This window comes from Maribacter sp. 1_MG-2023 (genome assembly GCF_030547005.1).
Classification (GTDB): Bacteria; Bacteroidota; Bacteroidia; order Flavobacteriales; family Flavobacteriaceae; genus Maribacter.
Window position 1 is genome coordinate 171,576 of sequence record NZ_JAUOPN010000002.1, and the last position, 14,313, is coordinate 185,888.

At 34.0% G+C, this 14,313-nt stretch carries 15 protein-coding genes; 8 read left to right on the top strand and 7 right to left on the bottom strand.

Translation table 11 applies throughout. From position 1 onward, the window contains the following. The first annotated feature begins 135 nt into the window (after positions 1–135). From Q4500_RS03630 to Q4500_RS03650, 5 genes are all read left to right on the top strand, one after another. On the top strand, positions 136–804 hold the full coding sequence (locus tag Q4500_RS03630) for an SCO family protein (protein ID WP_303598382.1): 669 nt from the start codon (positions 136–138) through the stop codon (positions 802–804). Between the two features lie 181 nt (positions 805–985). Beyond that, a complete protein-coding gene (locus tag Q4500_RS03635; RefSeq protein WP_073241858.1) occupies positions 986–1,231 on the top strand; it encodes a FeoA family protein in 246 nt (81 codons plus the stop codon). Further along, on the top strand, positions 1,228–3,414 hold the full coding sequence (gene feoB / locus Q4500_RS03640; RefSeq protein ID WP_303598383.1) for a ferrous iron transport protein B: 2,187 nt from the start codon (positions 1,228–1,230) through the stop codon (positions 3,412–3,414). Before Q4500_RS03635 ends, feoB begins: the two co-directional genes overlap by 4 nt. Positions 3,415–3,421: 7 nt before the next feature. Beyond that, the gene (locus Q4500_RS03645; protein ID WP_299319128.1) at positions 3,422–3,565 is read left to right on the top strand and encodes a hypothetical protein; all 144 of its coding nucleotides are present in this window, start codon (positions 3,422–3,424) and stop codon (positions 3,563–3,565) included. A 105-nt stretch (positions 3,566–3,670) separates the two neighbouring features. Further along, positions 3,671–5,209, top strand: a complete 1,539-nt coding sequence (locus Q4500_RS03650; protein WP_303598384.1) for a carboxypeptidase-like regulatory domain-containing protein — start codon at positions 3,671–3,673, stop codon at positions 5,207–5,209. A gap of 1 nt (position 5,210) precedes the next feature. Here Q4500_RS03650 and Q4500_RS03655 read toward each other — a convergent pair whose 3' ends face one another. Next, positions 5,211–5,597 (bottom strand): DUF423 domain-containing protein, encoded by a 387-nt coding sequence (locus Q4500_RS03655; RefSeq protein WP_303598549.1) that lies wholly within the window; start codon positions 5,595–5,597, stop codon positions 5,211–5,213. A 72-nt stretch (positions 5,598–5,669) separates the two neighbouring features. On the opposite strand from Q4500_RS03655, the gene Q4500_RS03660 reads away from it, so the two are divergent. After that, positions 5,670–6,023: a hypothetical protein gene (locus tag Q4500_RS03660; RefSeq protein WP_303598385.1), complete on the top strand. Its 354-nt coding sequence runs from the start codon at positions 5,670–5,672 to the stop codon at positions 6,021–6,023. A gap of 36 nt (positions 6,024–6,059) precedes the next feature. Here Q4500_RS03660 and Q4500_RS03665 read toward each other — a convergent pair whose 3' ends face one another. From Q4500_RS03665 to Q4500_RS03680, 4 genes are all read right to left on the bottom strand, one after another. Further along, on the bottom strand, positions 6,060–6,482 hold the full coding sequence (locus Q4500_RS03665) for a DUF2141 domain-containing protein (protein ID WP_303598386.1): 423 nt from the start codon (positions 6,480–6,482) through the stop codon (positions 6,060–6,062). Positions 6,483–6,550: 68 nt separating this feature from the next. Then, entirely contained in the window at positions 6,551–6,991 is a 441-nt protein-coding gene (locus tag Q4500_RS03670) for a hypothetical protein (protein ID WP_303598387.1), read from the bottom strand. An 87-nt stretch (positions 6,992–7,078) separates the two neighbouring features. After that, positions 7,079–7,900: a ZIP family metal transporter gene (locus tag Q4500_RS03675; protein WP_282074773.1), complete on the bottom strand. Its 822-nt coding sequence runs from the start codon at positions 7,898–7,900 to the stop codon at positions 7,079–7,081. A gap of 26 nt (positions 7,901–7,926) precedes the next feature. Then, positions 7,927–8,589 (bottom strand): metal-dependent transcriptional regulator, encoded by a 663-nt coding sequence (locus Q4500_RS03680; protein ID WP_303598388.1) that lies wholly within the window; start codon positions 8,587–8,589, stop codon positions 7,927–7,929. A gap of 77 nt (positions 8,590–8,666) precedes the next feature. Here Q4500_RS03680 and Q4500_RS03685 point away from each other — a divergent pair, with 77 nt between their 5' ends. Together Q4500_RS03685 and Q4500_RS03690 are read left to right on the top strand one after the other, a co-directional pair. Then, positions 8,667–10,943: a TonB-dependent receptor gene (locus Q4500_RS03685; RefSeq protein WP_303598389.1), complete on the top strand. Its 2,277-nt coding sequence runs from the start codon at positions 8,667–8,669 to the stop codon at positions 10,941–10,943. Positions 10,944–11,018: 75 nt separating this feature from the next. Continuing rightward, positions 11,019–12,161 carry a lycopene cyclase family protein gene (locus tag Q4500_RS03690; RefSeq protein WP_303598390.1) on the top strand — a complete coding sequence of 381 codons (1,143 nt, stop codon included), beginning with the start codon at positions 11,019–11,021 and terminating at the stop codon, positions 12,159–12,161. Here the strand turns inward: Q4500_RS03690 and Q4500_RS03695 are convergent. Continuing rightward, complete coding sequence (locus tag Q4500_RS03695) at positions 12,158–13,132, bottom strand: polyprenyl synthetase family protein (protein ID WP_303598391.1); 975 nt, start codon at positions 13,130–13,132, stop codon at positions 12,158–12,160. The genes Q4500_RS03690 and Q4500_RS03695 overlap by 4 nt on opposite strands. Before the next feature lie 140 nt (positions 13,133–13,272). Then, the gene (locus tag Q4500_RS03700; protein ID WP_303598392.1) at positions 13,273–14,289 is read right to left on the bottom strand and encodes a GntR family transcriptional regulator; all 1,017 of its coding nucleotides are present in this window, start codon (positions 14,287–14,289) and stop codon (positions 13,273–13,275) included. Positions 14,290–14,313 lie beyond the last annotated feature (24 nt).

Below are 14,313 nucleotides of genomic sequence, written 5' to 3' on the forward strand. Positions count from 1 at the left end.
CAAAAGTACATTTTTACAACCGCTAAAAAAAAGAAACACACTGAGTGAGTGGTATTTTATGAATAATTTATCAGCTAACAGGGTGAATTCACTTGAAAAGTAAATAGCCCTAGCGTACCTTTGTAAAAAATTCTTATGCGGTCTTTTTTCGCTAAATTCAAATTATTCGGTCTGGTACTGATACCTATTTCTGCAGTTATCATGTATCTTTTTTACAACGCCCTACAACCTGTAAAGCTGTTACCGGTATATTCACCTGCTATGGTAAATGCAGAATTGGTGTCTGAAGAAATACAGCACGTTAGAAAATACCATACTATCGCAGATTTCTCTTTAACGAACCAAAATGGAGAAACTATTACCCAAGATAATTACGAAGGTAAAATTTACGTTGCAGATTTCTTCTTTACCACCTGCCCTACTATTTGCCCGATCATGACCAAAAACATGGTAGATCTACAACAATCGCTTGGTAAAGATTCTGATGTAATGTTATTATCGCACTCGGTAACACCAGAAATTGATTCTGTTGCCCAGTTAAAAAAATATGCCCTTGAAAAAGGAGTTGACGATAGTAATTGGAATTTAGTTACGGGTGAGAAGAAACAAATCTATGACCTAGCCCGTAAATCGTATCTAGCCGTAAAGACAGATGGTGACGGAGGACCATTTGATATGATCCATACCGAAAATTTCATTTTAGTAGACGAGAGAAAAAGAATTCGAGGTTTCTATGACGGAACAAAAAAGGAGGATATTGAAAAATTGATAGAGGATATTAAAGTGCTTCAAGAATCTCATTAAAAGTAAAACACCTATTCAATGGTTATGTTAAGATAATAATTCACAAATTCACAACTGTTAAGATAACGACTATTATAACCTCTGTTCATCTTAAAAACCCCTATTTAATTATGCTAAAAAGTATAGGGAATAATATTATTTCCATTACTTTTGCCTTACTTATAATGAATCTAAATAAAGATTGGAAACTACAGTCGCACATTTAAAAAGAGGTCAAAAGGGAATTATAAAAGAATTCACTGAAAACCTACTACCTATAAAACTACTAGAATTAGGTTGTTTACCGGGTAATGTAGTAGAATTAGTGCAAGTAGCTCCACTAAACGACCCTATCTATATCAATGTTAACGGATCACATATTGCCATTAGAAGAGAAATGGCATTACATATAGCACTTGATATTATTGAAGATAATACGGTTATATGAGCAAACAAATCAATGTAGCCCTTATCGGGAATCCGAACACCGGTAAAACATCGGTTTTTAATCAACTTACTGGGTTAAACCAGAAAGTGGGTAACTACCCAGGTATAACGGTTGAGAAAAAAGAAGGAATCTGTAAACTTCCCCGAGGTGTAAAAGCCCATATTTTAGATTTACCAGGAACGTATAGTTTAAACACAACTTCGTTAGACGAAAGTGTTGCCGTCGAGTTGCTTCTTAATAAAAACGATAAGGATCACCCAGATGTCGCAATTGTAGTTTCTGATGTAGAGAACCTAAAAAGAAACCTGCTACTTTTTACACAAATAAAAGATTTAAAAATACCCACCATACTAGTCATTAACATGGCAGACCGTATGTCTCGCAAGGGTATTACTATTGATATTGAATTATTAGAAAAGAAATTAAACTCAAAAATTGCATTAGTTAGTACCCGTAAAGAAACGGGTATCGACAAACTTAGAGAGTTAATTGCCGATCACAAGAATTTACCAAAAACGCAAAATGTAGATATTTCTGTAATTGCGCCAGAATATTTTGAAAAACTTGCTACCGCATTCCCAAAAGAAGACGTGTACAAATTATGGTTGGTAATAACACAAGATGTCAATTTTATGCCTCTTGAAAAGACGCTATTTAAAGACGCCTCTTCATTTGCCACTAAATCTAAATCCGAATTAAAACGTCTTCAACAAAAGGAGACCATTTTAAGATACCAGTTTATAAATGGTATTTTAAAAGAAACTTATAAAGTTGACGTTAATGCGGCTAAGGGTTTTAGAGCAACTTTAGACAAAGTATTAACGCATAAAGTATTTGGTTATCTTATATTCTTTCTAATACTATTGACCATATTTCAAGCGATTTATGGATGGAGTGAATACCCAATGGATTTAATTGATGGATTCTTTGCATCGGCGACAGAATGGGTAAAAGACACCTTACCACCAGGGGTTTTTACGAATCTGATTGCTGAAGGTATTTTAGCTGGTATTGGTGGTATTGTTATTTTCATTCCACAAATAGCTTTCTTGTTCCTATTTATTGCCTTGTTAGAAGAAACAGGCTACATGAGTAGAGTTGTGTTTTTGATGGATAGGATAATGCGTCCGTTTGGTTTAAGCGGCAAAAGTGTTGTTCCGTTAATATCGGGTACCGCTTGCGCCATACCTGCAGTAATGGCCACTAGAACCATTGAAAACTGGAAGGAAAGATTAATTACCATATTGGTGACCCCGTTTACCACTTGCTCTGCGCGTTTACCAGTGTATTTGATTATTATAGCATTGGTAATACCCGAAGGTAGCTTTCTAGGTTTAAGTTATAAAGCTCTGACATTAATGTCATTGTACTTAATGGGCTTTGGGGCTGCTATTTTATCGGCAGTAATCTTAAACAAAATACTTAAGATAAAAAGCAAATCTTTCTTTGTGGTAGAAATGCCGAATTACAAATTACCATTGCTTAAAAACGTTGGCTATACCGTTCTTGAAAAGACTAAAAGTTTTGTTTTCGGAGCAGGTAAAATAATCTTGGCAATTTCAATTATACTTTGGTTTTTAGGTTCTAACGGGTCTTCTGATGAATTTAAAAATGCAGAGACCATTGTAACCAACCGCGTAGAACAAGAAGGTTTCAGTACTAGTAGTGAAATATATTTTGAGACCCATCAAGATGGTTTTGATATAAATGCCCCTAACGCTTCAGACCAACAAAAAGAACTTGAAGAACGTGCATTAGCACAAGAAATAGCAGGGTATAAATTAGAGCATTCTTATATGGGTCATATGGGTAAAGCAATAGAACCTATTGTAAGACCTTTAGGTTATGACTGGAAAATTGGTATTGCCGTCATCACCTCATTTGCAGCTAGAGAAGTTTTTGTTGGCACATTGGCAACTATTTACAGCGTAGGTAATGATGAAGAGGAAACCATAAAAAACAGAATGGCTGCAGAAGTAAACCCTAGAACTCAAAAACCACTATTTAATTTGGCTTCTGGTGTTTCGCTACTTCTATTTTATGCATTTGCAATGCAATGTATGAGTACACTTGCAGTAGTAAAAAGAGAAACGAATTCTTGGAAATGGCCAGCGGGTCAGCTAGTATTTATGAGCCTATTTGCTTATATTGTAGCTTTAATAGCTTATCAATTATTAAAATAAAAAACACATGATACAACACATCTTAGTTTACATCACTTTAGCTATTTCTGTTGGTTATATAGTTACGAAATTTTTTATCCCAAAATCTATTTGGTCTAGCAAAAAAGAAAGCTCAAAGGCTTGCGGTCAAGATGGTTGCGGCTGTCATTAGGCTTTAGATTTTTGTTAAAATTTATTTAAAACGTTCACAACAGTTTCTAAAATTGTAACGTTACTTACATTGGTTCGTCTAGATTGCGTAAGAATAATCGAACCTATGAACACTAAATTACCTTTTCTAGCTTTTTTCGCATTTCTAATTTTTAACCTATTTAACGCCAATGCACAGAGCTTAAGTGCAACCGTTATAGATAGTGTTAGCCAACAACCTATACCTTTTGCTTCGGTGCAATTAAAAGATAAGTGGGCTATTTCAAATGAAGAAGGTAGCTTTAATTTGGTATTCGGTGAAGTTATTAAAGAATCTGATTCCCTTATTATTTCTATAATGGGTTACGAGACCTTATCTAAACCCATTTCTGAATTCACTACAACCAAAATTGCACTTGTACCTAAAGCTATAGAGTTAAGAGAAGTTATTGTCTCTAATAAGAATTATACTGCAGATGAGATTATGGATTTTGTAGAGGATAATCTTGAAAAAAACTATTCTAATGATCTCTCGAAAAAAAGACTTTTTCACCGAACATCAAATTTTGACCGTTGGACGAAAAGTGATTTTAAGGTCAAAAAATCTTCTATAGATGTATTGAATCAACAGTTTATAGATAGCATCATTACTACGGTTCCAAAAAATGATAGTTATTATTCTGAAATCGTAGGAGACCTATATGGCAATCATGACGAAGAACTTCAAAAGTTTGATTTACTGAAAGCATCTAAATTATATGACGAAAACACAGAATTTGATTATGAAAAAATCGAAGAAAGATTAAACGACATTTTAATAGAAAATGTAAAACCTGGGTCCTATTTTAAAATTAAATCTGGCTTATTGTCATTCAAAATAGATTCTGATGAAGTAAGCACCCTTTTTGAAGAAGATGTGGATTCTACCGATGTAGCAGCAGTTAATAAAGAACTTGAAGAAAAAAAGAAAAGTAAAGAAGAGCAGCAAAAAAATTATGGTAATTGGAAAAGAAATCAACTAGCCAAAATATTTAGTGGTTTACCGACACAAGAAGATTCTAAACTTAATTTTATTGATAAGAAAAGAAAATACGATTATACCCTTCAAGAGTTTACCTTTTTAGGCGATAACCCTGTCTATGTAATTTCTTTTAAACCAGACGGATCAGCAGACTATGAAGGGACTTTATATGTAAATGCAGATGATTTTGCAGTAATACAAGTGGACTACTCTAATGTTAAACCTACTAGTAAATTTAGTCTATTGGGCATTTCTACTAATAACTACCTTTTAAAAGGGAAAATAATTTATAACAAGGGTAAAGATGGCTTTTATAGTGTACGCTACTATGAATCTGAAAATGGTATGAGGGTTGGCGTAAGAAGACCACTAAAAATTATTGAAAAAAATAAAATCGTAAAAGGTAGAAATAAGCAGAATGAATTAGCTGGAGATATGGATTTTGTAATTATCAGTGTAGAAAAGAATGAAATGATTGTATTTGAGACAGAAAATATTAATCAGACTACCTTTGATGGTTTTACAGAAAACAACACTATATCGCCTACTTATATGCCTAAATACGACCCAACATTCTGGGAAGGTTATGCGATTATGGAACCAAATACCGCGATTAAAGAGTTTACAGCTACATCTGCAGAGTAAATTAAATTAAGTTCTTTATGAAATTATAGAATAATAACCCCCAGCCTACTACTAAAAAGAGTCCGCCAAGAGGGGTTATAGGACCCAATATTTTTATTTTTTTTCCTTTGGATGCAGAAATGCATAATCCGTAGATACTAAAAGAAAATAAGATGGTTCCGATAATTAGACAATAGATAATGGCTTTCTCTAGACCAGTTTCTAGGTTTAGATTGAAGTTCAGCATCAATATTAAAAGCGCGTGATACATTTGATATTTCACTCCCGTTTCAAAACTGTTCAATTGATCCGCTGTAAATGTTCTCTTAAGTAAATGTGCACCAAAAGCACCAAATACTACAGCTAACAAACCCAACAAAGCTCCTACCAATTGCGCTACTAAAACCATATTTTTTTTTATTTCAAAGATACTGTCATCTCCTTTTAATTCATAAATTACAGAAACCATTATTGAATAAAAATGAAAACGTATCTATCTCTTCACTTAATAGGAATAATTCTATTGTGTAGTTGTGGTTCTGCGAAAAGTACCACGAAAGACAAATCATCTTTAGATACTGAATTAAGAGAAAAGAATAGAGCTAATGTTTCGCTATTGCAACGCACAAGGCAAAAGCCAGGAGTGGTGCTACAGAACAATGTTCCCATTTTGAATAAAACAACAAACTCATTCGATTCTGGCGGAAATCAAGAACCATTATACGTTTTAAATAATCAAGTAATCGGAAATTCGTTTCATTCTGTAAACGAACTGATAGATAGTTACAACGTAAAAAAAATAGTTATTCTTTCTGTCGTAGATGCTGCAGGTTAAGGAACCCCAAGCTTCAAATGGGGTTATTAATTGTAATTAGTTCAAACTAATATTCATCTCCATATTAGAATTTACGGTAAACACGCATTCTTTATATTTTGGCGGACCGAACATTTTCATTTTCCCTTTAGAAAAAGCAATTTGCTCTTTTGGTATACCCAGCATATTGGTATCTAAGTTCTTATTGCCATTAGCATCATGAAAAATAGCGATGGCATAATCACCTTCAGGTAAATCTGTAATATCAAAAGCTGTTTTGCCTTTCACTGCTTTCTCCGATCCAGATTTGTAGACTTTATCGAATTTTAAAAAAGAACCTTCATCATTATAAACAGCAAAACAGATATTTCCTTTTTCAGAGGTAACTCCGTCAATATTTAAACTAAGATTATGTTGTGCGAAAAGACCAGTAGACATTAATGACATAATCAATAATACGAATAGATTCTTTTTAATCATGGGTGCTATTTAAAATCAAAAAAGGTTTTAATACTTCAACGATGTTATAAATTTTAATTTAAGCTGTTCTAATTGGGTTCACTTAAAGCACTTGTTTTAGCGCTAAGTTTCTGAAATAATTGAATAGTTTCAACGGAATCTTTTAGGTTAAAGTATACATAACTCGAATCTTTATAAACCAACTTTACTTTATTTTGATTGATATTATCTACAAATACATGGACCTTTTTATCTGTCAAAGAATCTTTAAACTCCCTAAAGATACCTTTCTCTTTTTCTAATGCAGAGAAACCATGTAAGCGTTGCATTGGCGGAATTCTTTCTACAAATACCACACTATCCAATTCATTTAGGGGAATTTCAATATTATAAAAACCCGAGCGTAGACCAAGACTTATTTCATCATTAGTTACCCAGTTCTTTACATGAAGTATTAAAACGGCTGCACAACCTATAATCGTTACAATCAACGTTATCGTCCAGATCCAATTTTTCTTAGAAGAATACATAGAAATTTAAAGTATCAAGTTAACAATACTATTGCCTTAAACGCTAAAATTGGTATTAAATTATTGCATTACAAAAACACTTTAATCTTACCCTAACCCAACATCTAAAGTCATCATAATTATGAATCCACCAATGAAGCCCATTGTAGCAATATCGGTGTATTTATCTTGCTGTGTTTCTGGTATCACTTCTTCTACCACAACAAAAATCATTGCACCAGCTGCAAATGAAAGCGCATAAGGTAAAATAGGTTGAAAAGTCATCACTGCCCACGCACCTAAAACAGCAGCAATTGGTTCTACAAGTGCAGATGCCTGACCGAACATAAAACTCTTGGTTCTACTTAAACCATGTCTACGCAATGGCATAGCAACAGCAAAACCTTCTGGGAAATTTTGCAAACCTATACCAAGTGCCAAAGCAACGGCACCACCAATAGAAGCGCCTTCAAACCCAGCTGCTACACCACCAAAAAGAACACCTACAGCTAAACCTTCTGGTATATTATGCAGTGTTATTGCCAAGGTTAACAAAGTAGTTCTGTGCCAGGGAGTCTTTACCCCTTCTGCTTCACTTTCTTTAAAATTAATATGTAAATGAGGCAAAATTTTATCCAATCCAAAAATAAACATGGCTCCTAGAAAGAAACCAATCGCTGCAGGTATCACTTTTACAAATCCTTCACCAGGACTCATTTCTATACCAGGCGCCAATAAGCTCCAAAAACTTGCCGCAACCATAACTCCGCCAGTAAAACCTAACATACCATCTAAAACAGCACGGTTCATAGTTTTAAATAGAAAAACCAATGCAGCACCGGCCGCAGTTAGTCCCCAAGTAAATAATGTCGCATAGAACGCAGCCAACACTGGGTCTATCGATTCAAAATACGCTATAATTTCATCCATAATTTCAAAAATTAATCAGTTAAAAACTACTCTTCATCTACTATCTCTAAAAATAAATTAGTTGCAATTTGTTTGGATATTCTGATAGACCCTGACCGTGTAGAAATAGTTACAGACCCATCAAATTCTTCAATTTCCAATATTTTAAAAGTATCGCCCAAGGCAATTTTATTCTTATCTAAAAACTTTAAAAAAGCTGCCGAAGAATCATTAACCCCAACACAAGCCCCTTGACTACCAACAGGTAATTCACTTATTAATTTCTTTACAGATTTTGTAAATACTCCGTCTTTGTTAGGGATTGGATCTCCGTGCGGGTCCACTTTTGGGAATCCTAAATGGGCATCTAATTTATCTATTAAAGCATCACTCTTTATATGTTCTAATTGTTCGGCCACTACGTGTACCTCATCCCAAGAAAAATTTAATTTGTCTACCAAAAACACTTCCCATAAACGGTGTTTTCGAATTATAGAGAGTGCTACCAGCCTTCCTTTCTCAGAAAGTGACACTCCTTGGTACTTTTTATAGTTCACCAAAGACTTTTCTGCCAGCTTTTTAATCATGTCGGTAACTGACGACGGTTTCGTTTTCATCTGTTCAGCTATTGCATTAGTAGCAACAGACTTACTATTGAACTCGCTTAAATGATAAATAGCTTTTATATAATCTTCTTCAGATAATGTCATGTTAAAACAATATAAACACAAAAATACATTTTTATACGTAAAAACAATTTTTTAGATTTGTCTAAAATTATATTTAGATGATTAAAATTATATTTTTTGCTTGCTCTATTTTATCTTTCGGTATCATAAGTGCGCAAAAATCTACCATATCTGGCACTGTTTCATCAAATGACGGTTCAGAAGCATATGTAAATATTTACTTAAAAGGAACCGAAATTGGCACTGCATCAAATGAAAACGGTCAATACACCTTAAAAAACATTCCTTCAGGAAAATACACGCTAATAGCTTCTACCATTGGCTTCGAGAGATTTTACAAAACTATTACAATTGCCGAAGGCGAAGACCAAATTGTTAATGTCACCTTATCACCTTCTACCGAATCTTTAGATGAAATGGTCGTTACCGGTACCTTAAAACCTGTAAGCAGATTAGAGAGTCCGGTTCCCGTAGAAGTATACAAACCGACTTTTTTCAAGAAAAACCCAACGGCTAGTATTTTTGAAGCTTTGCAAAACGTTAATGGTGTTAGACCACAAATTAATTGCAATGTATGTAATACAGGTGATATTCATATTAATGGTTTAGAAGGTCCGTACACATTAGTACTTATTGATGGGATGCCGATTGTAAGCGGACTAGGTACGGTTTATGGATTATCTGGTATTCCGAATTCGCTTATTGAGCAAATTGAAGTGGTTAAAGGACCTGCTTCTACACTCTATGGAAGTGAAGCTGTTGGCGGCCTTATAAATATCATCACAAAAAATAACCTATCTGCTCCCGATTTTTTCGCAGATAGCTTCGTAACCTCATGGGGAGAATTCAACCTTGATGTAGGTACTAAATTTAATATTGGCAAAAAGACCAATGTACTCTTAGGTGTCAACTATTTTAAATACAATAACCCTATTGATAATAACGGAGATAATTTTACCGATTTGACTTTACAGGACCGTATTTCGGTTTTTCAAAAGTGGAATTTTACCAGAAAAAACTCCAGAATTCTTTCTTTGGCCGGACGTTTTTTTTACGAAGATAGATGGGGTGGCGAAATGCAATGGACCCCTGAATTTAGAGGTGGAGATGAAATTTATGGAGAAAGTATTTACACCCGCAGATGGGAAGTTTTAGGGAAATATCAACTACCAGTAGAAGAGCAATTAATGCTTTCTTTTTCTTATAATGACCACAAACAAAACTCTGTTTATGGCGATGTACCGTATTTAGCGGATCAACGCATTGGTTTTACACAATTAACATGGGACAAAACTATTGGCAAACATAGTCTTTTAGCAGGCACTGCATTACGTTACAATTACTACGATGACAACACGCCGGCAACTTTAAGCACCAATGGAAATGAACCAGATGAAGTTTTAATACCAAGTATTTTTGTACAAGATGAAATAGCCTTTAATAAAAAGCATTCTTTACTATTAGGTGGTCGTTACGATTATGATGACCGACACGGTAACATTTTTACCCCCAGAGGTGCATATCGTTTTAAATTCACCGATAATGATATAATTCGCCTAAATGCTGGTACAGGTTTCAGAGTAGTAAATCTATTTACAGAAGATCACGCAGCTTTAACGGGATCAAGAGATGTTATTATTGCCGAAGAACTGAAACCAGAACGTTCTTTTAACGTAAACCTGAATTATTTAAAGAAACTTTATGGTAACAACGGTACATTTGTAGGCTTAGACGCCTCCGTTTTTTACACCAATTTCCAAAATGTCATTATTCCTGATTATGACACCAACCCAAATCAGATTATATATGATAATTTAAACGGAACCTCTATTTCAAAAGGTATTAGTGCCAACCTAGATGTATCATTCTACAACGGACTAAAACTAATGCTAGGCTGTACATTACAAGATGTAAGTAATACAGAAGATGGGGTAAAGGAAAGACAGATTCTTACAGAAAGTTATTCAGCAAACTGGAGTGTTAGCTATGATATTCGTACTTGGGATTTATCGGTTGACTACACAGGAAACTTATATGGACCTATGCGTTTACCAACTTTAGGCGAAAGCGACCCAAGAAGTGATTATTCACCTGCTTGGAGTATTCAAAATATTCAATTTACATATGATGGTTTAAAGAATTTTGAGTTCTACGGAGGAGTAAAAAATCTTTTAGATTGGACACCTAATAGAGGAAATCCATTTATAATAGCACGTGCAAATGATCCATTTGATAAGGAAGTGACTTTTGACAACAATGGTAATGCTGTGGCTACACCAAACAATCCAAATGCATTGACTTTTGACCCATCATACGTCTACGGACCTAACCAAGGCATAAGATCATTTTTCGGGTTACGTTACACGTTGAATTAAGCACAAAAGACAACTGCTATTTCGTATTTTTGAAATTCTCAGTATTTAATACCCTGAGTTTTGTTTTAAAAATACATGAACGAATACGATTACATTATTGTTGGAGCAGGCGCATCTGGTTTATTACTGGCTGATGCCATGCTCAATGATTCGTTTTTTAATGATAAGAAGATATTACTTCTTGACAAAGACGTTAAAAATAGCAATGATAGAACATGGTGTTTTTGGGAAGAAGGCGATGGTCAGTTCGAGGCTATCGTTCATAAAAGATGGAATTCTATCCACTTTCAAGGAGAAGATGTTCTTAAAAGAACAGACATTAGTCCGTACTCCTATAAAATGATTAGGAGTATTGATTTTTACAATCACTATTTAGGTAGAATAAAAGAATCATCGAACATTACTTTTGTTCAAGAAGCTATGGTAGGCTTAAAAGAGTTAGCCACTGAGGTTACCATAAAAACTACAAATAACACGTATTCTGGCAAGTACATATTCAATAGTCTTTTTGATTATAAAATGGCAACGGGGCAAAAAAAATATCCGGTATTACAGCAACATTTTGTGGGATGGGTAATTAAAACTGAAAAGCCCATTTTCAATGCCAATGAAGTTACCTACATGGATTTTTCCATCCCTCAAAAAGGAAATACCCGTTTTATGTATGTACTACCCTATTCAAATGATACCGCATTAATTGAATACACCTTATTCTCAGAGCAATTATTACCCAAAGCCGAATATGAAGCTGCTATAAAAGAATATATAGTAGACCGTTTTCAATGTAAAACTTATGAGATTATTGAAAAGGAAGCGGGTAGCATACCAATGACAGCTTATGACTTTAGAGAGCACCATACCAATAGAATTAGATATATAGGTACCGCAGGCGGATGGGCAAAACCAAGCACAGGCTACACCTTAATGAGTACAGCAAATAAGATTCCGAAATTAATTGAACTTATAAAACAAGGGAAGCCGCTTCAAAAACTGAAATTAAAAAATAAGTTCTGGTTTTATGATATGCTCTTTTTAGATGTTTTGCATCATAATAATGGTAACGGACATGCAATTTTCGAATCTATTTTTAAATCTTTAAAACCACAAATGGTATTTAAATTTCTTGATGAAAAAACAAGTTTAAAAGAAGATATCATTTACATAAATTCTTGTCCGAAAACTCCATTTATAAAAGCACTATTTAGAAGGCTATTTTAAACCGTTCTATTCATCAGGTTTTCACCAAATTGCTTTAACAAATCTTTGTTTTCAGGCTCTATTTCCATTTCATCCAATACTTCAAATGCTTTTGTTGTGTAGTCTGAAATAGCAACTTTAGTAGCCCTATCTGCTTCTGTTTTCTCAAAAATTGAGCGTACAGCCTTAACCTTAGATTCTGATTCTTTTGGCTGAATAGAGTATAAATGCTCTAATTCTTGCTTCATTATTTCAGAACCAGAATTCAATGCTTTTAAATATAAGTACGTTTTCTTGTTCTCAATGATATCGCCACCTACTTGCTTACCGAAAGTTTCTGGGTCCCCAAATACATCTAAATAATCATCTTGTAATTGAAAGGCAATACCAAGATTTAATCCAAAATTATACATTTTCTCTTGTGCTGCATCTGAAGCACCGGCAACAATAGCACCCATTTTTAGAGCAGCTGCAACGAGAACAGCAGTTTTGTACTCGATCATTTTTAAATATTCAGGTAACATGACATCGTCTCTTGTCTCAAAATCGACATCGTACTGTTGACCCTCACATACTTCTAATGCCGTTTTACTAAATAACTTGGCTAAATCTCTAAATACATTGGGCTCATAATTTTCAAAAAGCTGATATGCCATAATTAGCATCGCATCACCAGATAGAATACCAGTGTTAATATCCCATTTTTCATGAACGGTAGTTTCCCCCCTACGAACAGGAGCATCATCCATAATATCATCATGTACCAAAGAAAAATTGTGAAATACTTCAATTGCCAAGGCGGCATCTAAAGCTTTTTTAAAATCGCCCTTAAAAATTTCAGCGGTCATCAATACCAGAACTGGTCTTAAGCGCTTTCCGCCTAAGCCGAGAATATAGGAAATGGGCTCATAAAGGTTTCTAGGTTCCTTTGTAATTTTCATTGAGTCCAAATATGCAATAAACTCTTCTCGGTATTCATTAATAGTGTGCATTCCTCGCAATTTTTTTCAAAAATAGAACAAATAAGATTGAAATACCCCCTTTTTACCCTCGAAGGAACAAATCTCTAAACCCTATTATAATCAAGAAAACTAAGATTTTAACCTCAACGTTGAATTCAATCAAAATAGTGTTATAAAGAAGCGCGTTTAATTAACCTTGACGGCATAATAACCTGAGTAACACTTTCATTTTTTATATGCCTAGCTGCCGCCTTAGCCATTTCATTAAAATCTGTAGAAATCGTGGTAATACCTCCAAAAACAATCTCTTTCGAAACATTATCGTTCTGTGAAAGTATACCGATATCTTCTCCGATTACTAACTTTTTACGTACAGAATCACGTAAAATATGCCATAGAATAGTATCACCTAATGCAAAATAAAGGTTTCCCTTAATTGCAGAACCAATAGTATAGTTTTCTTTAACTACACCATCGATTGAAAACTCCTTTAAAAATTTCTCAAAAGCTTTTTTTATGGTTAGCGGTGAATAATCGCTCTCTTCATTAAAATAAAGTATAACCTTATTATATTTTTTGATTTCAGGAAGTAATTGTACTAAAGAAGAATAAATAACATCTTCGAATTCTTGAGAAATGTAAGAAAAGGACTTTCCCAAATTCAAATAACGATCCACTAACAGCAATTTTTTAGGTTCAATATTCTGCAGTAATTGAGCAGACTTTTGATTTTGAATAGGTGCAACGACATACATTCCATATTTACCATTAATATTGGTCATAATGGTTTCAAAAACAGTAGGATTATTATGGTGAAAAAAAACATCGATTTGAAATCGCTTACCCATCTCTTTTCGAAAGGTTTTGTAAAATTCTTCTTGATAACTCTGAAAAGCAAATAACAACAACGCCATTCTTTTAGTAATGTTTGTTGCTTGGCTAATTACAAAATACCCTTTTAATTGCCTAGACTCAATTAAGCCTCTATTTTTAAGTTCTTCGTATGCTTTAAAAATAGTTTTTCGAGCATAACCAATTTCCTCAACCATAATATTTATAGAGGGTAAGCGGTCACCGACGGTCAATTCTCCTCCTTCAATTGATTCAATAACTCCTTGAACCAATTGTTCGTGTTTTGTAAGGTTATTATTGTGGGTTAGTTTTAAAATTTTACTAATAACCGGCATAAATTATAATCAAATTAAGAGCCG